This is a genomic window from Tistrella mobilis (assembly GCF_041468085.1).
Taxonomy (GTDB): Bacteria; Pseudomonadota; Alphaproteobacteria; order Tistrellales; family Tistrellaceae; genus Tistrella; species Tistrella mobilis_A.
Genome location: NZ_CP121017.1, coordinates 1,244,221 through 1,263,909, shown reverse-complemented (window position 1 = coordinate 1,263,909; position 19,689 = coordinate 1,244,221). Strand labels below are relative to the sequence as shown.

Annotated in this window: 21 protein-coding genes; 14 read left to right on the top strand and 7 right to left on the bottom strand. The window is 69.9% G+C overall.

All coding sequences use genetic code 11. The features are described 5' to 3' along the window. Positions 1–77: 77 nt before the first annotated feature. The 5 genes from P7L68_RS11525 to P7L68_RS11505 all read left to right on the top strand — a co-directional run bounded on the left by P7L68_RS11525 (position 78) and on the right by P7L68_RS11505 (position 5,444). Positions 78–1,499: an FAD-binding oxidoreductase gene (locus P7L68_RS11525; protein WP_372005420.1), complete on the top strand. Its 1,422-nt coding sequence runs from the start codon at positions 78–80 to the stop codon at positions 1,497–1,499. Positions 1,500–1,701: 202 nt separating this feature from the next. Then, complete coding sequence (locus P7L68_RS11520; protein ID WP_372005418.1) at positions 1,702–2,784, top strand: ABC transporter substrate-binding protein; 1,083 nt, start codon at positions 1,702–1,704, stop codon at positions 2,782–2,784. Between the two features lie 10 nt (positions 2,785–2,794). Further along, positions 2,795–3,562, top strand: coding sequence for an ABC transporter ATP-binding protein (locus tag P7L68_RS11515; protein WP_372005415.1), 768 nt, complete (start codon positions 2,795–2,797; stop codon positions 3,560–3,562). After that, entirely contained in the window at positions 3,555–4,376 is an 822-nt protein-coding gene (locus P7L68_RS11510) for an ABC transporter permease (protein WP_372005412.1), read from the top strand. Before P7L68_RS11515 ends, P7L68_RS11510 begins: the two co-directional genes overlap by 8 nt. Before the next feature lie 27 nt (positions 4,377–4,403). Then, positions 4,404–5,444 (top strand): zinc transporter ZntB, encoded by a 1,041-nt coding sequence (locus tag P7L68_RS11505; protein WP_372005409.1) that lies wholly within the window; start codon positions 4,404–4,406, stop codon positions 5,442–5,444. A 4-nt stretch (positions 5,445–5,448) separates the two neighbouring features. On the opposite strand, the gene P7L68_RS11500 is transcribed toward P7L68_RS11505, so the two are convergent. Then, positions 5,449–6,843 (bottom strand): PLP-dependent aminotransferase family protein, encoded by a 1,395-nt coding sequence (locus tag P7L68_RS11500; RefSeq protein WP_372005406.1) that lies wholly within the window; start codon positions 6,841–6,843, stop codon positions 5,449–5,451. A 405-nt stretch (positions 6,844–7,248) separates the two neighbouring features. On the opposite strand from P7L68_RS11500, the gene P7L68_RS11495 reads away from it, so the two are divergent. Genes P7L68_RS11495 through P7L68_RS11460 form a run of 8 tightly spaced genes read left to right on the top strand, consistent with a single transcriptional unit; the run spans position 7,249 to position 14,287 of the window. After that, the gene (locus P7L68_RS11495; protein ID WP_014747798.1) at positions 7,249–7,731 is read left to right on the top strand and encodes an MSMEG_0572/Sll0783 family nitrogen starvation response protein; all 483 of its coding nucleotides are present in this window, start codon (positions 7,249–7,251) and stop codon (positions 7,729–7,731) included. 56 nt (positions 7,732–7,787) lie between these two features. After that, entirely contained in the window at positions 7,788–8,864 is a 1,077-nt protein-coding gene (locus tag P7L68_RS11490) for a Nit6803 family nitrilase (protein ID WP_372005403.1), read from the top strand. Continuing rightward, a complete protein-coding gene (locus P7L68_RS11485; protein WP_372005401.1) occupies positions 8,770–9,960 on the top strand; it encodes an MSMEG_0568 family radical SAM protein in 1,191 nt (396 codons plus the stop codon). The genes P7L68_RS11490 and P7L68_RS11485 overlap by 95 nt, the downstream gene beginning before the upstream one ends. After that, the gene (locus P7L68_RS11480; RefSeq protein ID WP_372005398.1) at positions 9,957–10,514 is read left to right on the top strand and encodes an MSMEG_0567/Sll0786 family nitrogen starvation N-acetyltransferase; all 558 of its coding nucleotides are present in this window, start codon (positions 9,957–9,959) and stop codon (positions 10,512–10,514) included. Before P7L68_RS11485 ends, P7L68_RS11480 begins: the two co-directional genes overlap by 4 nt. Then, positions 10,511–11,530 (top strand): sll0787 family AIR synthase-like protein, encoded by a 1,020-nt coding sequence (locus tag P7L68_RS11475; RefSeq protein WP_372005395.1) that lies wholly within the window; start codon positions 10,511–10,513, stop codon positions 11,528–11,530. Before P7L68_RS11480 ends, P7L68_RS11475 begins: the two co-directional genes overlap by 4 nt. Beyond that, complete coding sequence (locus tag P7L68_RS11470) at positions 11,527–12,717, top strand: MSMEG_0565 family glycosyltransferase (RefSeq protein ID WP_372005392.1); 1,191 nt, start codon at positions 11,527–11,529, stop codon at positions 12,715–12,717. The genes P7L68_RS11475 and P7L68_RS11470 overlap by 4 nt, the downstream gene beginning before the upstream one ends. Continuing rightward, complete coding sequence (locus P7L68_RS11465; RefSeq protein ID WP_372005389.1) at positions 12,705–13,001, top strand: MSMEG_0570 family nitrogen starvation response protein; 297 nt, start codon at positions 12,705–12,707, stop codon at positions 12,999–13,001. Before P7L68_RS11470 ends, P7L68_RS11465 begins: the two co-directional genes overlap by 13 nt. Before the next feature lie 5 nt (positions 13,002–13,006). Further along, positions 13,007–14,287 (top strand): MSMEG_0569 family flavin-dependent oxidoreductase, encoded by a 1,281-nt coding sequence (locus P7L68_RS11460; protein ID WP_372005386.1) that lies wholly within the window; start codon positions 13,007–13,009, stop codon positions 14,285–14,287. Between the two features lie 12 nt (positions 14,288–14,299). On the opposite strand, the gene P7L68_RS11455 is transcribed toward P7L68_RS11460, so the two are convergent. The 3 genes from P7L68_RS11455 to P7L68_RS11445 form a co-directional block, all read right to left on the bottom strand. Further along, entirely contained in the window at positions 14,300–14,617 is a 318-nt protein-coding gene (locus P7L68_RS11455) for an Atu4866 domain-containing protein (RefSeq protein ID WP_372005383.1), read from the bottom strand. A 32-nt stretch (positions 14,618–14,649) separates the two neighbouring features. After that, positions 14,650–15,213 (bottom strand): SDR family oxidoreductase, encoded by a 564-nt coding sequence (locus P7L68_RS11450; protein WP_372006822.1) that lies wholly within the window; start codon positions 15,211–15,213, stop codon positions 14,650–14,652. 125 nt (positions 15,214–15,338) lie between these two features. Next, positions 15,339–16,253 carry a LysR substrate-binding domain-containing protein gene (locus P7L68_RS11445; protein ID WP_372005381.1) on the bottom strand — a complete coding sequence of 305 codons (915 nt, stop codon included), beginning with the start codon at positions 16,251–16,253 and terminating at the stop codon, positions 15,339–15,341. Positions 16,254–16,348: 95 nt separating this feature from the next. On the opposite strand from P7L68_RS11445, the gene P7L68_RS11440 reads away from it, so the two are divergent. Then, positions 16,349–17,095, top strand: a complete 747-nt coding sequence (locus tag P7L68_RS11440; protein ID WP_372005378.1) for an enoyl-CoA hydratase-related protein — start codon at positions 16,349–16,351, stop codon at positions 17,093–17,095. Here P7L68_RS11440 and P7L68_RS11435 read toward each other — a convergent pair. The 3 genes from P7L68_RS11435 to P7L68_RS11425 all read right to left on the bottom strand — a co-directional run bounded on the left by P7L68_RS11435 (position 17,092) and on the right by P7L68_RS11425 (position 19,685). Beyond that, positions 17,092–17,946 carry a DUF6544 family protein gene (locus P7L68_RS11435; RefSeq protein WP_372005375.1) on the bottom strand — a complete coding sequence of 285 codons (855 nt, stop codon included), beginning with the start codon at positions 17,944–17,946 and terminating at the stop codon, positions 17,092–17,094. The two genes, P7L68_RS11440 and P7L68_RS11435, sit on opposite strands and share 4 nt — an antisense overlap. Before the next feature lie 62 nt (positions 17,947–18,008). Continuing rightward, a complete protein-coding gene (locus tag P7L68_RS11430; protein WP_372005372.1) occupies positions 18,009–18,632 on the bottom strand; it encodes a TetR/AcrR family transcriptional regulator in 624 nt (207 codons plus the stop codon). A 75-nt stretch (positions 18,633–18,707) separates the two neighbouring features. Further along, positions 18,708–19,685: a LysR family transcriptional regulator gene (locus tag P7L68_RS11425; protein ID WP_372005370.1), complete on the bottom strand. Its 978-nt coding sequence runs from the start codon at positions 19,683–19,685 to the stop codon at positions 18,708–18,710. Positions 19,686–19,689 lie beyond the last annotated feature (4 nt).

The window sequence follows — 19,689 nt, the reverse complement described above, 5'->3', positions numbered from 1 at the left end:
GGGGACAATCTGTGCGTCAAACACCGGATGCAGACACCCTGATACCGGTGACCGACATCTTTCCGGAGATCCGTGCCATGGCCGTCGCCGCCCCCGCTCCGTCAGCCCCCGCCCGGCCCGTCGCCGCGGCCGTCGACGACGCTTTCGTCGCGGCCCTTGCGCATATCCTCGGCGACCGGGTCTCCACCGCCCAGGCGGTGCGCGAACAGCATGGCCGCGACGAGAGCTATCACGATGTCGAGGCGCCCGATGTGGTGGTCTTCCCCGAAACCACCGAAGAGGTGGCCGAGGTGGTGAAGCTGTGCGCCGCCCATGCCGTGCCGGTCATCCCCTTCGGCACCGGCACCTCGCTGGAAGGCGGCGTGGCCGCCACCCGCGGCGGGGTGTGCATCGATGTCAGCCGGATGAACCGGATCCTGCGGGTGTCGACCGATGATCTGGACGTCACCGTCCAGGCCGGCGTCACCCGCAAGCAGCTGAACGAGCATCTGAAGACCACGGGGCTGTTCTTCCCGATCGACCCCGGCGCCGACGCCTCGCTGGGCGGCATGGCCGCGACCCGCGCCTCGGGCACCAATGCGGTGCGCTATGGCACGATGCGCGAGAACGTCCTGTCGCTGACCGTGGTCATGCCCGACGGACGGATCGTCAAGACCGCGCGCCGCGCCCGCAAATCCTCGGCCGGCTATGATCTCACCCGGCTGTTCGTGGGCTCGGAAGGCACGCTCTGCGTGATCACCGAGGTCACGCTCCGGCTCTATGGCGTGCCCGAGGCGATCTCGGCGGCGGTCTGCCCGTTCGAGACGCTGGAAGGGGCCGTGCGCACGGTGATCCAGACCATCCAGATGGGCATTCCGGTCGCCCGTGTCGAACTGCTCGACGAATTGTCGATCAAGGCGGTCAACGCCTATTCGAAGCTCGACAACCCGGTGCAGCCCACCCTGTTCTTCGAATTCCATGGCACCGAGGCCGGTGTGGTCGAACAGGCCGAGATGGTCCAGGCGATCGCGGGCGAGCATGGCGGCGGCGATTTCCGCTTCGCGACGCTGGCCGAAGACCGCAATGCCCTCTGGCAGGCGCGGCACAATGCCTATTACGCCTCGCTCAGGCTGAAGCCCGGCTCCAAGGGCTGGCCGACCGATGTCTGCGTGCCGATCTCGCAGCTGGCCGATGCGATCCTGGAGACCCGCAAGGATCTGGAAAGCTCCACCCTGATGGCGCCGATGGTGGGCCATGTCGGCGACGGCAACTTCCATCTGGTCTTCCTGGTCGACCCCGAGAACCCCGCGGATCTGCAAGAGGCCCAGCGCCTCAACGACCGGCTGGTGGAGCGCGCGCTCGCCTTTGGCGGCACCTGCACCGGCGAACATGGCGTGGGCCTGGGCAAGCGCGACTTCCTCATCGCCGAACATGGCGAGGCGATTTCGGTGATGCGCCAGCTGAAGCAGGCGCTGGATCCGCAGGGGATCATGAACCCCGGCAAGGTGCTGCGCCCCTGAGGATCTGAGCCAGGCAAAGGTTCACCCGAAGGTTTCCCGGCGACCACTCTGCAACGATGCCCGCGTGCCCCGGCCGCGGGCATCGGCGTTTCCGGGGTGACGGGAATGGTATACCGGGCCTAGACTGCCCGCCATGCCGGCACCAGACCGGTGGATCGACAAGACGATGACGTGTGAAGAAACCGTCGGGAGACGACTGAAGATGTCCAGCACCCGTTCCGGGGCGCGGCCTTCCCGCCGCAGCCTGCTCAAGACCATCGGCCTTTGCGGTGCGGCGCTCGCCGCCCTCGCCTCGGGCCTGCCCGGCGACGCCGCCGCGGCGGAGAAGACCAGGGTGACGGTCGCCGCCCTCGCCTTCGTGTCGTCCTCGCCGCTGTTCATCGCCAAGGACCGCGGCTATTACGACGCCGAAGGGCTGGACGTCGACATCCAGATCTTCCGCGCCGCCCAGCCGGTGGCGGTGGCGATTGCCTCGGGCGATGCCGATTTCGGCGTCACCGCCTTCACCGCCGGCTTCTACAACCTGGCGGGCAAGGGTGCGCTCAAGGTCATCGCCGGCCAGTCGGCCGAGATTGCCGGCCAGGAAGGCTCGGCGATCCTGGTCTCGAACAAGGCCTGGGACGAGGGCTTCCGCTCGGTGGACGACTTCCCGGGCCACAGCCTGGCGATGACCCAGACCGGATCGTCTTTCCACTACATGATCGGCCGGATTGCGGAGGCCCGCGGCTTCGACCTTTCCAAGGTCGATCTGAAGCCCCTGCAGGCGGTGCCGAACATGATCGCGGCGCTGAAATCGGGCCAGGTGGATGCCATGATCATCGTGCCGCATATCGCCAAGGGTCTGGTCGATTCCGGTGCGGCGAAGATGATCGGCCAGGTGGCCGATATCGCGCCCTATCAGCTGGGCGGGCTGTTCACCTCCACCCGCAACGTCACCGAGCGCCGCGATGTGGTGGAGCGTTTCGTGCGCGCCTATGTGAAGGCGGCCGCCGACTACAATGCCACCCTCAACCAGGTCGATGCGAAGGGTGCGCGGATCTACGGGCCGGAGACCCAGCCGGTGGTCGACATCATCAACAAGTATGTCTATCCCGAAAAGCCGAACGATGCCGGCGTGAAGGCGGGTGCGATGTATATCGAACCCCAGGGCCGGTTCGATGCCGCCGACATCGCCGATCAGCTGCGCTGGTACAAGCAGCACGACCTGGTCGATGCCGATGTCGAGGCCGCAAGCTTCGTCGACACCAGCTTCGTGCCCGGCGGCTTCTCGGTTCAGGCGAAGTGACGACCGGACGATGCGCCTGATCCTGAAGGCCGTCTCTCATGCCTATGACGGCCTGCACGCCCTTGGCCCCGTCGACCTGGAGGTCGGCGCGGGCCGCATCGTCGCCGTGGTCGGCCCGTCGGGCTGCGGCAAATCCACCCTGCTCGGCATCGCCGGCGGGCTGATCCGGCCGACCTCGGGAGAGGTACTGTCGGCGGGCGCCGCACCAGACGGCTGCCTGAACCCGCTGACCTATGTCTTTCAGGACTTCGCCCTGCTGCCCTGGCGGACGGTGGCGAAAAACGTCGCCCTGCCGCTGGAGGGCCGCGGCCTTGGTGCCGCGGATATCCGCGCGCGGGTGGCCGATGCGCTGGCCCGCACGGGGCTGTCCGATTTTGCCGGCGCCGTGCCGCGCCAGTTGTCGGGCGGCATGCGCCAGCGGGTCGGCATCGCCCGGGCGCTGGCGGTTTCCCCGGCGGTGCTGCTGATGGATGAACCTCTTTCGGCGCTGGATGCCCAGACCCGCGAGCTGCTGATCGAGGATCTGGTGGCGCTGCACGGCCGGGCGCCGTTCAGCGCGCTTTACGTCACCCACAACCTGATCGAGGCGGTGCGCCTGGCCCATCAGGTGGTGGTGCTCTCCCGCCGGCCCGGGCGGATCCGCGAGGTGGTGCAGATCGACACGCCGCTCGACGAGCGCGCAGCCGACGGCGCCGGCATGGCCGCCCTCGCCGACCGGCTCTGGCGGTCGATCCGCGACGAGGCCGCCACCGCCGATCGCGAGGTGCAGCATGGCTGACCGGACCCTTCAGACCGCGCCTGCCGACGACACGCCCCGCCCGGTGCCCTATCGCGGCGGCGGCTTCGCGCCACGCCGGATGCCGCTGGTCACCGGCCTGTTCTTCGCCCTGCTCTTCGGCCTCTGGGCGCTGGGATCGGCGCGGGGCTGGATCGGGGCGCTGACCCTGCCGCCGCCGGGCGATGTGCTGGGCGCCCTCGCCCGGCTGATCGAAACCGGCGACCTCTGGCGTCACCTCTCGGCCTCGCTGATGCGGCTGGGCCTCGGCTGGGCGCTGGGGGCGGCCTTGGGCGTCGCGGTCGGGCTGATGGTCGGGCTGTTCTCGCTGGCGCGCGCCACCGGCCTGCCGCTGGTGACGGCGCTTTTCCCCATCCCCAAGATCGCCTTGCTGCCGCTGTTCATCATCTGGTTCGGCATCGGCGAGCCGTCGAAGGTCGCGACCATCGCCTTCGGCGTGTTCTTCCCGACCGTGATCAACACCGCCGGCGGTGTGGCGGGCGTGCCGCGCAGCCTGATCTCCATGGGCCAGAGCTTCGGCCTGTCGTCCTGGCGGATCGCCACCCGCATCGTGCTGCCGGGCGCCCTGCCCGCCATCCTGACCGGTTTCCGGGTCTCGGCCTCGATCGGCATCATCCTGCTGGTGGCGGCGGAGATGATCGGCGCCGAATACGGGCTGGGCGCGCTGGTGCTGAATGCCGGCAATCTGATGCGGCTGGACCTGCTGATCGCGGGCGTGGTGGTGCTGTCGGCCCTGGGCCTGGTGGTGGCCTTCCTGCTCGGCCTGGTCGAGAAACGCCTGCTGCGCTGGCGCTGAGCCGGCTTTCATGCTGGGATCGGCGCCATGAGCACGACCGATAGCGACGTTCCGACCCGCGGCCTGGTCCACGCCTTTGCCCTGGATGGCAGGGGCGGCGGCCGGCCGCTCTCCCCTGCCGAGGCCGCCCTCGCCCTGCGCGACCGCAGCGCCGGTCAGACGGTCGACGCCCCCGATCTCTGGCTGCATGTCGACCGGATGGATCCGGGCGTACCGGGCTGGCTCGACCTCGCCGGCGTGCCGCCGCATGCGGCCGAAGCCCTGCTCGCCGAAGAGACCCGGCCCCGGGCCGATCGGTTCGCCGACGGGCTGGTGGTCAATCTGCGCGGGCTGAACGTCAACCCGGGCATGGAGGCATCGGATCTGATTTCGGTCCGCGCCTGGACGGTGGCGGGGCTGACCATCACCACCCGCCGCTACCCCCTGCGCTCGACCCGCGAAATGGCCGAGGCGCTGACCGCCGGCAGCGGGGGCCCGCGGGATTCGGGCGGGGTGATCGCCGATCTGGCCGACCGGCTGGTCGGCCGGCTCCGGCCCGAGGTCGACCGGCTGGAAGACCTGATCGACGATCTGGAAGACGAGGCGCTGGCCGGTGCGGCCGATGCCCGGCCGCGCGACGGCATCCGCAAGGCCCGCGCCGCGCTCGCCGAACTCAGGCGCGAGACCATCGCCTTCCGCCGCTATATGGCACCCCAGCGCGAGGCGCTGATGCGCCTGGCCGCGCTCGACCCCTCGCCCTTCGGCCATGTCGACCGGCTGGAACTGCGCGAGACCGCCGACCAGCTGACCCGGATGGTCGAGGATCTGGACGCCATCCGCGAACGCACCCTGCTCGCCCAGGGCGAATGGGAGGCACGCATCGCCGAGCGCACCGACCGCACGGTCTATCTGCTGACCATCCTGTCTTCGGTGATGCTGCCTTTGGGCTTCATCACCGGGCTTCTGGGGGTCAATGTCGCCGGCATCCCCGGCGCCGAGGATCCGGCAGCCTTCCTGGTGCTGTGTGTGCTGCTCGGATTACTGGTGGCGGTGCAGTTCGTCCTATACCGGAGATTGCGGTGGATCTGAGCGGTCAGAGATAGGTCGACGCCACGGCCGGCTGTTCGCTCAGCGCATGGGCCATGTATTCCAGCGCGCGGCGCAGATCGGCGCGGCTGGTGGGTCCGCCCAGGCAGAGGCGGACCGCTTCGGGCGGGGTGACGCCGACCGCGAAGGCGTCGCTGGCCACCACGCCGATACCGGTGGAGCGCATCTGGCCGATGAAGGCCGAGCGGGTCCAGCCCGCGGGCAGCGGCACCCAGAGATTGAAGCTGGCAGGGTCGGTACGGAAGCTGTCGGGCGCCAGAACCTCGGCGGCGAGCTGCTGGCGGGCGGCGGTCTCGGCACGGATGAAGCGCAGCAGGGCGTCGGCGGTGCCGTCCTCGATCCAGCGGGTGGCGAGGGCCACGGTCACCGGCGAGGCCATGACGGTGGCCGTGCGCACCGCGGCCGTGAAGGGCCAGCCGGCCCGGGCGCTGGGCGCCACCACATAGGCCGCCCGCAGCCCGGCGCCGATGCATTTGGCCAGCCCCGCCACATGCCAGGTCAGATCCGGCGCCAGCGCCGCGAAGGGCGCCGGGCCCTGGACGGGAATGAAACCATAGGCATCATCCTCGACGATCGGCACGCCGAAGCGCCGGGCGATGGTGACGATTTCCTCGCGCCGGCGCTGCGGAATGGTGAGCGTGGTCGGGTTCTGCAGAGTGGGGTTCAGGTAGAGCGCCTTGGGCGCCAGACGCCGGCAGGCATCGGCCAGGGCATCGGGATCGATGCCGTCTGCGTCCATCGGCAGGCCGGCCAGTTTCAGGCCCAGCTGGGCAGCGATCGATCGCACGCCCGGATAGGTGATCTCTTCGGCCAGAACCACATCGCCGGCCGAGGCGAGCACGCCCAGGATCCCCATAAGGGCCGCGTGGGCGCCGGGGGTGACCATCAGCCGCTCCTGGGTCGGCACCAGGCCGCGCCGGCCCAGCCAGATGGAGGCGGCATCCTTGTCGGCAGGGGCACCGCCAAAATCCTGATAGCGCAGCAGCGCCACCAGATCCCGCCCCACCGCCTCCAGCCCCGCCTGCATGCGGGCGATCAGCGCCGGATCGTCGGGTTCGGGCGGCAGGTTCATGGTCAGGTCGACGACATCGGCGCGCCTCGGCTGACCGCGCGCCACCGTTTCGCGATCCGGACGCGGCAGGGCGCGGACATAGGTGCCCTGCCCCACCCGCGATTCGACCAGCCCGCGGCGATGAGCTTCGGAATAGCCCCGGGCGACGGTGGTGAAATCGATGCCCAGCCGTTCCGCCAGCCGGCGCTGCGGCGGCAGCCGGTCGCCCACCGACAGCCGGCCGGACCGAAGATCGGCCTCGATCACATCGGCGATCGCCAGATAGCGGGGTCTGTCGCTGGCGGACAGGTCGGGCATCCACTCCGTCATGCGGTCACCGGGTCTCGTCTGAAGGCAATTGACCGTACCTTGTTGCACGCCGTGAAGCGGGGCGCAATCACGCGCAGCGGCGGCTTTGTGCCGCATGCCACGGCAATGACCGGATTGACTGGATCCGCACGCCGCCTCTGCCCATCCTCATTCATCGAATTTTATGCCAATAACTTATGCACATGAGTCCATGCACGAAATTTAAGCTCAATTCATAGGCAGAACGACCATTCCATAGGCGATTTCAGCGCCATCATTGCGCCAATTGACTGTATATATGACTGTAAATTGACTGCATCTGATTACATCATGAACAGGCGGTCGCATGGCACGAGCGTTGCACTTCCCGAGACCCTGAGAGCCGCGGCAGAGGCGCCGCGGACCGGCACCATCGGAGAGACAACGATGCCCGTGGTCACCAAGCCTGCCCATCAGACCGGCGATTTCCTGGTCAATTACGAAGAGAAGGTGTTCGAGGACGTGAAGGCCCAGCCGGGAGAGAAGGCGCTGGTCACCTTCCACACCGTCGCCTTCGAAGGTTCGATCGGCCTTGTGAACCTGCTGCAGGCGACCCGGCTGCTGCGCAAGGGCTTCGAGACCACCGTGCTGCTCTATGGGCCCGGCGTGACACTTGGCGTGCAGCGCGGCTTCCCCAAGCTCGGCGACGAGGCCTTCCCCGGCCATCTGGCGATGAACAACCAGATCGTCAAATTCATGGAGGAAGGCGGCAAGGTCTATGCCTGCCGCTTCGCGCTTCAGGCGCTTTACGGCCATGGCGAGCCGTCGCTGATCCCGGGGATCACGCCGATCAACCCGCTGGACGTGCTCGACCTGGTGCTGCTGCACCGCAAGGACAACGCCTTCATCCTCGACACCTGGACGCTCTGATCACCCGTCCCCCGCTCAAGAGCCTCCCGCTCACGAGCCAGAAACGCGAGGACGCGATGACCGGATCCCGTGCCACACCCGCCACCATCCGCGCCGCCGCGGTCCAGATCTCCCCCGATCTGGATACCGCAGCGGCCACGCTGGAGCGCGTCCTCGCCGCCGCTGCCGAGGCGGCGGCCAGGGGCGCACAGCTGGTGGTCTTCCCCGAAACCTTCATTCCCTGGTACCCGTATTTTTCATTCGTGCATCCACCAGTTGCGACTGGCGCCGAGCATCTCCGGCTCTACGACCAGGCGGTGACCGTGCCCGGCCCGGTGACCGCCGCCCTCGCCGAAGCGGCACGACGCCATGCCATGGTGATGGTGGTGGGCGTGAACGAGCGGGATCACGGCTCGCTCTACAACACCCAGCTGGTCTTCGATGCCGACGGCACGCTGCTGCTCCGCCGTCGCAAGATCACCCCGACCTTCCACGAACGGATGATCTGGGGCCAGGGCGACGGCGCCGGGCTCAAGGTGGTCGAAACCGCCGCCGGCCGCGTGGGGGCCCTGGCCTGCTGGGAGCACTACAACCCGCTCGCCCGCTATGCGCTGATGGCCGGCCATGAAGAGATCCACGCCGCCCAGTTCCCCGGCGCGCTGGTCGGGCCGATCTTCGCCGAGCAGATCGAGGTCACCATCCGCCACCACGCGCTGGAAAGCGGCTGCTTCGTGGTCAATGCCACCGGCTGGCTGACGCCGGAACAGAAGGCGCGCATCGCCCCCGATCCCGCCCTGCACGGCGCGCTGTCGGGCGGCTGCATGACCGCGATCGTCTCGCCCGAAGGCCGGCATCTGGTGCCGCCGCTCACCGCGGGCGAAGGCATCCTGATCGCCGATCTCGACATGGGCCTGATCCTGAAGCGCAAGCGGATGATGGATTCGGTGGGCCATTACGCCCGGCCGGACCTGCTGTCGCTGCGCCTCGACGACCGCCCGGCGGTACCGATGCACCGGGCCGCCGACCCGTCCGACACCCTCATCCCCGGGAGACGCCGCGATGTCAGAGATCCCGCAGGCGCCGATGCCGACCCGTCCGCCGGCCGCGGAGACGCTGATCAACGAGCTGCAGTCCTTCGGCGCCAGGCTGGCTGACGCAGCCGGCCCCGAGGTCGACCGCAAGGGCGGCGCCGGCCCGTCGGATCATACCGCGCTCACCATCGGCGAGACGACGGTGATGGTGCCGATCCATACCAGCGCGGCCAAGGCCAGCCCCTATGTGCTGGAACGGCCCGATACGGCCGGCCGGGCCCGGGTATTCCGCGACGGCCGGGCGCTGGGCGAGGTGTCCTTTCCGCGCCGGCCGCGCTTCTACGACCGCGAGACCGCCGACGGCGTGCCCTATTGGAAGATCGCCACGCTTCACGGCCGCGACGTGCTGGCCACCACCGTGCTGCAATCCTGCGTGCGCTATGTCAGCCGGGCCAAGACCTGCCAGTTCTGCGCCATCGGCCAGTCCCTGGCCGCCGGTCGCACCGTGGAGCGCAAGAGCCCGGCGCAGCTGGCCGAGGTCGCCCGGGCCGCGGTGGAGCTGGACGGCGTCCGCCATATGGTGATGACCACCGGCACCCCGCCCGGCAAGGATCGCGGCGCCGCCATCCTGGTGGAAAGCGTGGCGGCGGTGAAGGCGGCGGTGGATCTGCCGGTGCAGGTGCAGTGCGAGCCGCCCGACGACGATGCCTGGTTCCGCCGCCTGAAAGAGGCCGGCGCCGACGGCCTGGGCATGCATCTGGAGGCGGTGACGGAACCGGTGCGGGCGCGGATCATGCCCGGCAAGGCCCAGGTGCCGGTCAGCCGCTATCTTGAGGCATTCGCAGCCGCAGTGCCGGTCTTCGGCCGCGGCCAGGTTTCCACCTACATCCTGGCCGGGCTGGGCGACGGGGTGGACGACATTCTGGCGCTGTGCCGGCAGCTGGTCGCGATCGGCGTCTACCCCTTCGTGGTGCCCTTCGTGCCGATTTCGGGCACGCCGCTCGCCGGCCATCCGGGGCCCGATGCCGCCTTCATGCATGCGGTGCTGAACCCGCTCGCCGCCATGCTGGCCGGGGCGGGGCTGGCGGCCGACGCGGTCAAGGCGGGCTGCGCCCGCTGCGGTGCCTGCTCGGCACTCTCGGCCTATGAACGCCGCAGAGCCGGCGCGCCGGATGCCATCGAACGCGCCGCCCCCCTGCCGGCGGAGGTGCTGCCATGATGCCGGAACCGCTTCACCTTTTCCCGCCATCCTCCCCCTTTCTGCCCGCGAGCTTCCAGATCAAGCTGGCGGTGGAGCCCTGGGAACGCGCCGCGGCGGCCCGGCTGCGCCGGCAGGTGTTCTGCACCGAACAGCGCCTGTTCGCCGGCGATGACGGCGATGCGATCGACCGGGTGGCGCTGACGCTGGTCGCGGTATCCCTGCTGGGTGTCGCCCCGGGCGATGTGGTCGGGACGGTGCGGATCCACGAGGCCGAGCCTGGCCTGTGGTGGGGCTCGCGACTGGCGGTCGATCGCGCCCATCGGCGGATCGGCGCCCTGGGGTCGGGCCTGATCCGGCTGGCGGTCTCCACCGCCCGCGCCCGCGGCTGCACCCGCTTTCTGGCCCATGTCCAGGCGGCGAATGCACCGCTCTTCCAGAAGCTGCACTGGCGAAGCCTGGCCGAGATCGAGCTTCATGGCCGACCGCATCATCACATGGAAGCCGATCTCGCCTTCTACCCGCCGGCCCGGGCGCCCGAGACCGGGTTCATGACGCTGCGGAGGGCGGCATGACGGCGCTCGACACCCTGGCGGCAGAGCTGGCGCGGGCGCCGGGGCTGGCGGCCAAGGCCGATATCGCGGCGGTGACCCGCCGTCTTGGCCTGGCCGGGGCCGGTAGCGCCGCGGTGCCCGTGGGCGACGACTGCGCCGCCATCCCCGATGGCGACGGCCATCTGCTGTTCGCGATCGAAGGCTTCATGAACGGTTTCGTCGCCGCCGATCCCTGGTTCGCCGGCTGGTGCGGGGTGATGGTCAACCTGTCGGACATCGCCGCCATGGGCGGCCGGCCGATCGCGGTGGTCGATGCCCTCTGGTCGCCCGGCGACGGCACTGCGGCTGCGATCCTCGACGGGCTCCAGGCGGCGGCCCGCTGCTATGGCGTGCCGGTGGTCGGCGGCCACAGCAATCTTGCCACCCCGCAGCCGCAGCTGGCCGTGGCCGTGCTGGGGCGGGCGCACCGCCTGCTGACCAGCGCCGATGCCCGGCCGGGGGACCGGCTGGTGATGGCGGTGGATCTGCGGGGCACCTGGCGCCCGCCCTTCGACAACTGGCAGGCGGCGCTGGGGGCACCGGCCGACCGGCTGCGCGGCGATCTGGCCCTGCTGCCCGCGATCGCCGAAGCCGGGCTCGCCCGTGCCGCCAAGGATATCAGCCAGGCGGGTGTGGTGGGGACGGCGGCAATGCTGGCCGAATGCTCGGGCGTCGGGATCACCATAGACGTCACCGCCATCCCCTGCCCGCCCGGCGCCACCCCCGCCCGCTGGCTGAAGGCCTTCCCCAGCTTCGGCTATCTGCTGGCAGTCAGCCCCGAACACGAGGCCGCGGTGATCCGCCGCTTCACCGACCGCGACATCGCCGCCGCCACGATCGGCCGGATCCATGCCGGTTCCGTGGTCTCGATCACCGACGGCATCTCGACCGCGGTGGTCTGCGACCCCGGCACCTTTCCCCTGCTCGGCTGCGCCCCGCTCGCACCCTCTGCCACCACCCGGCCTGCCGCCGCCCATATGGGGGAGGCCGTGCCGTGATCTCCGCCGACCGGCCGCTGCGCATCGCGCTGCTCACCCATTCGACCAACCCGCGCGGCGGCGTGGTCCACGCGCTCGAACTCGCCGATGCCCTGGTCCGGCTGGGGCATGAGGCGGTGGTGCATGCGCCCGATCCCGACGGCCGCGGCTTCTTTCGCGAGACGCTGGCCGCCACCCGGCCGGTTCCGGTGCCGGCACCGGCGGGCCCCGGCCTGGCGGCCCTGGTCGAAAGCCGGATCGCCGGCTATCTGGCCTGTTTCGAGGACGTCGCCGCCCGCGATTTCGACATCTTTCACGCCCAGGACGGCATCTCGGGCAATGCGCTGGTCACACTCAGGGATCGCGGCCTGATCGGCCGGGCGATGCGCACCGTCCATCATGTCGACCGCTTCGGCGACGACCGGGTGGACGCACTGGAGGCACGGTCGATCCGCGGCGCCGATGAACTGTTCGTGGTCTCAAGGGTCTGGGCGGACGAACTGGCCCGGCGCTTCGGCCGGCAGGCGACCGTGGTCGGCAACGGCGTCGACATGACCCGCTTCTCCCCCGATCCGGATGGACGGGAGGCGGGGCTGCGGCAGCGTTTCGGCCTGGGGGCGGGCCCGGTCTTCCTGTCGGTCGGCGGCATCGAGGCGCGCAAGAACAGCATCGCCATCCTTCAGGCCTTCGCCCAGGTCCGGCGGCTGAAGCCGCGCGCCCGGCTGGTGATCGCCGGCGGCGCCTCGGTGCTGGATCACGACAGCTATCGCGCCCGTTTCGAAGCCGCACGCAGCGCCTGTCGCCTGCCGGCCAGCGCGGTGGTGGTGACCGGCAGGCTGGATCATGCCGAGATGCCGGCGCTCTATCGGATCGCCGACACGCTGGTCTTCCCCTCGCTCAACGAGGGCTTCGGCCTGGCGGTGATCGAGGCCATGGCCGCCGGTCTGCCGGTGGTGACCGCGACCATCCCGCCCTTTACCGAACATCTGGCCGCCGACGAGGCGGTCTGGTGCGACCCCCACTCCGTCGCCTCGATCGCCGATGCCATGCTGGTCTCGCTGGTCGAGCCGCTGCGCAGCCGGCTGATCGCCGGCGGCTATCGGGTCGCCGCCCGTCACGACTGGCGCCGCACCGCCATGGCCCATCTCGCCCAATGGCGCCTGCTGCACGAAACCGCCACCCCAAGGGGGATGCCATGCCCGAGATGACCTTCACCATCCGCTGGCCCGACGGCGCCGTGGAGCGCTGCTATTCGCCATCGCTGGTGATCCGCGACCATTTCGCCCCCGGTGCCGACTATGCCCTTGCCGATTTCCGCACCCGCGCCCGCACCGCCCTGACCGAGGCGAGCGACCGCGTGCAGGCCCGCTATGGCTTTCCCTGTTCGCGCGCCATGGGCCAGCTCGACCGGATCGAGGCCGGCTGCGCGCGCTTTGCCACCACCACCGGCGCGCGGGTGCGCGTCGAACGGTTCGACGACCCTGCGGAGTGACCCGGATGAACCATCTCTCTCCCGCCCCCCACCTCTCGACGCCCCGCCATCTGGAGGTCGCCATCATCGGCGGCGGCCAGGCCGGGCTGACCCTGTCCTGGCATCTCAAGGCCCGGGGTATCGACCATCTGGTGTTCGAGAAGAAGACCGCCATGCATGCCTGGCGCGACCAGCGCTGGGACAGTTTCTGCCTGGTCACCCCCAACTGGCAGTGCGACCTGCCCGGCCACCCTTACGACGGCGACGACCCCGACGGCTTCATGAAAAAGGGCGAAATCCTGGACTGGCTCGCCCGCTTCCGCGACAAGCTGGACCCGCCGCTGCTGGAGAACACGGCGGTGCTGAAAGTGTCGCGCCGGGCCGAGGGCGGCTTCACCGTCGCGACATCGGCCGGCAGTTTCACCGCCGATCAGGTGGTCGCCGCCTCGGGCGGCTATCATATGCCGATCGTGCCGCGCTTTGCCGAACGCCTGCCGGCCGGCATCCGCCAGATCCATTCGGCCGATTACCGCAACCCCGACAGCCTGCCCGATGGCGCGGTGCTGGTGGTCGGCTCCGGCCAGTCCGGCGCCCAGATCGCCGAGGATCTGCATCTCGCCGGCCGCAAGGTTCATCTGGCGGTGGGGGATGCGCCGCGCTGCGCCCGGTTCTATCGCGGCCGCGACGTCGTCACCTGGCTGGCCGAGATGGGCTATTACGACATGCCGGTCGAACGCCACCCGCTGAAAGAGGGCGTGCGCGACAACACCAATCACTATGTCACCGGCCGCGATGGCGGCCGCGACATCGATCTCAGGCGCTTCGCCCTGGAAGGCATGGCCCTTTATGGCCTGCTCCGGGATCTGGACGGCACCCGGCTGCGCTTCGCCCCCACGCTCCGCGAGGCGCTGGATGCGGCCGACCGGGTCTATAACGGCATCAATGCCTCGATCGACCGCTACATCGCCGACCGGGGCATCGATGCCCCACCGCCCTCGGTCTACGAACCGGTCTGGGTGCCGGAGCACGAGCCCGAAAGCCTCGACCTCGATACGGCCGGTATCGGTGCGATCATCTGGTGCATCGGCTTCCGGCCGGATTTCCACTGGCTCGACGCACCGGTGTTCAACGGCGCCGGCCATCCGGTCCACCATCGCGGCGTCACGGCCGAGCCGGGGGTGTATTTCCTGGGCCTGCCCTGGCTGCACAGCTGGGGATCGGGACGGTTCTCAGGCATCGATCGCGACGCCCGCTATCTGGCCGACCGCATCACGGCCGGCACGGCGGAGGTTCGCCGCGCCGGATAGGGCGTTGATCCGTCATGGCCGACGGTAGAGGATCATGCCGGCGTGGTAGAGCACGCCGTCGATGAAATCGCCGTCGGCCGTGAAGCCGGTGTCGTCGACATAGTCGATATGGTCGCCGGTGATCGTGTAGCGGCCCTGATAGGCCGCCTCGCGGCTGCCGCGCGCCTCGACATAGCGGCCGTCGGCGCGCAGTTCGTGACGGATGCGGCCGTCTTCGGTCACCCACATGCCAATGTAAGGGTGCGGATCCGTGGCGGTCATGGATGTCGTCTCCCCTGCAAGGGCGGTCGAGGTCAGCAGCAGCAGGCCGGCGGCGATGAGGCGGCGCATCGGTCTTCTCTTCATCAATACGGGCTGGCCCATCAATGCGGGCTGGCGGTCGGGCGGATGACGATCTCGCTGGTGTCGACGTCATCGGGCCGGGTGATGGCGAAGCGAATCGCCCGGGCGATCGCTTCGGGCGGGATCGCCACCGCCCGGAAGGCGGCCATGGCGTTGCGGGCAGTGTCGTCGGTGATGGTCTCGGCCAGTTCCGAGGTCACCACGCCGGGCGAGATCACCGTCACCCGCAGCCGGTCGGTTTCCTGCCGGAGGCCGTCGGAGATCGCCCGCACCGCATATTTGGTGGCGCAATAGACCGCGGCGGTCGGGCTGACCGCATGGCCGCCGATCGAGGAGACGTTGATCACCTGGCCGAAGCCCTGCGCCGTCATCACCGGCAGCACGGCGGCGATGCCGTGGAGCACGCCGCGGATGTTCACATCGATCATCCGGTCCCATTCGTCGGCCAGGCGCTGCAACCGGTCCAGCCGGCGCGCGCCGGCAATCACGATCGCGCCGGCCGCGGCCAGCAGCCGGGCGGTGGCCTCACCGATGCCGCTGCTGGCGCCGGTGACCAGGACAACCTTGCCGGCGATGCCGTCGATGGGGGTGATGGTCATGACTGTCATCTCCTGAGGGCGACCCTGAAGGCCGTTGCTCCTGGGAGAGAGATGACATGGCAGGCCGTCGGACATAATCAGGCTGGAATGACCAGGACTTTTAAGTCCGGCTACACAATCGCACTGGCGGCGCGCAGGGCGTCGATGACGGCGCGCATGGCCGGCGGCATGCGGCGCTGGCGCGGATAGCACAGGAAGAAGCCCGGATAGGGCGCACACCAGGGCTTGAGCATCGCGACCAGCCGGCCGTCGGCAAGATACGGCCCCGCCTCCTCGTCGGTCAGGAAGGCGATACCGATGCCTGAGAGGCAGGCATCGAGCATCAGCCGCCGGTCGTCCAGGATCAGCGGCCCTTCGACCGAGACCGCGAACCAGCCGTCGGCCCGGTGGAACTCCCAGTCATAAGGCAGGCTGCGCCCGCTCCAGCGCCAGCGGATGCAGTCGAAACCGGTCAGCGCTTCCGGGGTTTCGGGCCGGCCGTGGCGGGCGATGAAATCGGGCGTCGCCACCGGCATCTGGCGGTGTTCGCCGCCAAGCCTGACCGCGATCATGTCCTTCTCCACCACTTCGCCCGGGCGGATGGCAAGGTCGAAACCGCCGGCGACCAGATCGACCACCGCATCATCGACGGTCAGGTCGATCACCACATCCGGATGGGCGGCATGGAAGGCCGGCAGCATCGGCAGGATACGCCGTTCGGCCGCGACCCGTGCGGCATGAACCCGCACCGTGCCCGCGACGCGCCCGCCCGCCCGGGCGGCGCCCGAGACCGCATCGCCGATTTCGGCCATGGCCGGGCGCAGGCGTTCCAGCAGCGCCGCCCCCGCAGGCGTGGTGGCGACGCTGCGGGTGGTGCGGTTCAGAAGCTGCACGCCCAGCCGCTCTTCCAGGGCACGGATCGTCTGGCTGAGGGCCGAGGGCGTGACACCCAGCTTCTCGGCCGCGCGGCTGAAACCCGCCTGGTCGGCGACCGCGACGAAGGCGACGAGCTGGGCGTACTCCGCCCCCTGAACGGTCGGGGTCATGGGATCTGCCTCCGGACAGGATTGCCGGCACGACGCGGATGCTCTCCAATGACCGGTCATGAACTGCGCGACAGACGCACCCGGAGGAACGCCCGATGACCGACACCATCCGCCTGACCCGCGACGGCCCGATCGCCACCATCACCCTCGACCGGCCGCCGGTCAATGCGCTGGGTGCGGCGGAACTCGACCGGCTGATCGGGCTGGTGGCCGAGGTCGATGCCCACCCGGACATCCGGGCGGTGGTGCTGACCGGCGCCGGGCGCTGCTTCTCGGCCGGGCTCGATCTGGGGCAGGAGCTGGATGCGATCGAGGCGGAGCGCCCCGGCCCGTCCTCGCGGGGGGTGGCGCTCTACCAGGCGCTGACCGGCCGGCGCACGCCCTGGATCGCCGCGATCAACGGTCCGGCGCTGGGCGCGGGGCTCGGCATCGCGATCTGCGCCGATGTGATCCTGGCCTCGGAAACCGCCACCATCGGCCTGCCCGAAATCGATGTCGGCATGCTGGGCGGCGCCCGTCACGCCATGCGGCTGCTGGGCCATGCCACCGTCGCCCGGCTGCTGCTGACCGGCCGGCCGATGCCGGCGGCAGAGCTGGCGCGGCGCGGCGCGATCGAGCCGGTGCTGGCGCCCGAGGCCCTGCTGCCGGCGGCCCGGACCCTCGCCGCCGAGATCGCGGCTAAGGACCCCGTGGCGGTCGCCCATGCCCTCGCCTGCCTGTCCGAGGTGGAGGATCTGCCGCTGGTCGAGGGCTATGCCGCCGAAATGCGCCATGTGGCGGAGCTGGCCCGCACCGAGGCGGCCCGGGCGGCGATACGGCGGTTTCTGAAGCGTGGGATCTAGTCCCGGAAGGCGATCTGCGTCACCCGCCCGCGCCAGAAGGGCAGGATGCGGCCGCCCGCGGCGCGCGAGATGGTGAAGGCCATAGGCAGCATCATAGCCCCGACCCGCTGATAGTCTTCGCGGGTCACATGCTCGCCCGAGCCGTGATAGGGGGTGGTGAGGTCGCCATCCTCTTCGGCCGCGAAGCTGGCGAGGCTGCCATCGGGCCGGAAAGCGGCGACGAGCGAGGCGGTCTGGCCGCCGGAGGTGACCACCGCCCGGGCGTGGCTGTCGTCGATCGGCTGCCAGACGACCGGCCCGCCGGGCAGCAGGGCCATGGGGTAGAGCGGGCTTTCCAGCAGCCAGCGCCTGAGCGAGATCCGGTCGAGTTCGGGCGAGCCGGTCTCGTCGACCACGGTGACGAGGCCCAGGATCCGGGCCTTCATCTCCATCCGGCCGTCGGCGAAAGCATCCCAGGCGCGGGCGTGAATGCCGGGCAGGATCGGCGTGCGGGCGGCGAAGGCGAGCGCCGGCACCCCCACCGCCACGGTCTGGCTGGCGGTGGTGGGGGCAAAGCCCTCGGTGCGCGGCCGGCGGAAATCGCCCGCCATCTCCATCTCCACCAGCTGCACGCCGACGGGCGGGCCGTCGGGGAAGGTGAAGCGGAGATAGGCCCGGACCGGCGCCGGCAGGGCCGCCAGTGCCGCGGCATCGGGATCCGGCGGCATGGCGGCCCGGGCCGCCGCCCGCACCCGGTCGACATGGGCGGCAATCTCCGCCCCGGTCCGCCAGCTGCCGATCAGCACCGCGATCAGCACGGCCGCCACCACGCCGCCGGCCACCAGGGCCGCGGTTCGCCAGAGTCTGCGCATAAAGCCCCCTTCCCCGCCGTCATCGGCCGGCGGGTGATGCATGGATGGGTGGGAAAGATTGATCAGCCGTCGGGGTGGCCGTTCCCCAGGATCAACCCCATAATGGTGTCGACGACGCCCCGGCAGAGCACCGCCGCGGTCTCGCCCCGGGCCGGTGCGCGGCCGGCGGCGATGAGGGAGGCGGCGCCATGCACCGCCGACCAGAGGGTGAAGGCGACCAGCCCGGGATCGCGCCCGGGCAGCAGCCCTTCGGCCTGCACCGCCTCTACCGCCCCCCTGAGCAGGGTGAGCGAGGTCATGCCCGGATCGGCCGCGAAGGGATCGCCGGCAAGATCCGGCAGCGGCGGGGGCGCGAACATCAGGCGGTAGAGCGCCGGATGTTCCGCGGCGAAGGCGAGATAGGCAAGCCCGCCCTCGCGCAGCCGCGCCACCGCATCGCCGGCCGTGCGGGCGGCGACGGCGAGCTTGGTGTCGTAGAGCCGCCGGAAGCCTTCGTCATGGACCGCCCGGAGCAGGGCATCGCGGTTGCGGAAATGGTTGTAGAGCGCAGGCGCGCTGCAGCCGATGGCGGCCGCGACCTCGGCCATGGTCAGCGCCATGGGCTCGCGGTCCTCCAGCAGGCGGATGGTTTCGACCACCGCCCGGCCGGGAATGTCGATCGCCTGGTCCTTGCGCGGGCGTGCCATGGGCGGCCTCCATTACTGAATGAGATTAAATTAATCTGATTCAGTAATCGGGTCAAGCCGGCCGCGCCGGATCTGTCAGACCGGCGGAACCAGGCTGTCGATGCGTTCGTGGATCATGCCGAGCAGGGTCTGCGCCGCGGGCGTCGGGCTGACATCGCGCGATCGGATCAGGGCATAGGGCGTCACCCGCATATCCTCGGCCACCGGCAGGGTGACGATGCCCATGCCCATGCCTTCGTGATCGGCATAGAACCGCGCCACGGTGCGCGCCAGCGTGCCGATGCCGTTGGAACTGGCGATCAGGGCCAGCGTCAGCAGGATCGACGAGGTGCCCAGTACCCGATCCGGCAGGGTACATCCGCGGCTGAGCACATAGGCTTCGACCGTGGTCCGCATCAGCCCGCCCTGGGGCTGCAGGATCCAGTCATAGGCGACGCAGTCTTCCAGCGTGAGGGCCGCCTTGCGGGTCAGCGGATGGCCCTTGCGGACCACCAGGCTCAGGGGTTCCTCGCCGATGGTGCGGATCACGAAGCTCCGCGGATCCCGGTCGGCCGGCAGGCGGCCGATGTAGAAATCCACATCCCCCGCCAGAAGCTCCCCGGCCAGCTTGTCCGACAGGTCGACCGAAACATTGACCCGGATGTCGGGATGGGTCACGCGCAGCTGACGAATCACCGGCAGAATGATCTCCAGCGCCGGCCCCGTCACTGCGCCGATATTGACGGTGCCGCGGGTGCCGCGGCCCATCTCCTCTATCTCGCGATCGGTCTGATCCAGATCCCGCAGCAGGCGCCGGGCGCGGTCGGCCAGGGTCAACCCCATCACGGTCAGGCGGATTCCCCGCGGATGGCGTTCATACAAGGGCACGCCGACAATGGCTTCCGCCTCGGCCAGCAGGCGCGAGGCGGTGGGCTGGGTCATGTTCAGCCGGGCGGCCGCCGCACTGACCTGCGGCGTGTCCAGAAGCTCTGCCAGCACCCGCAGATGGCGGAACTTGATGCCACGCCCGATCAGCCGGTCGCGTCGCGCAACCTTGTTCACGCCGATATCCATGCCG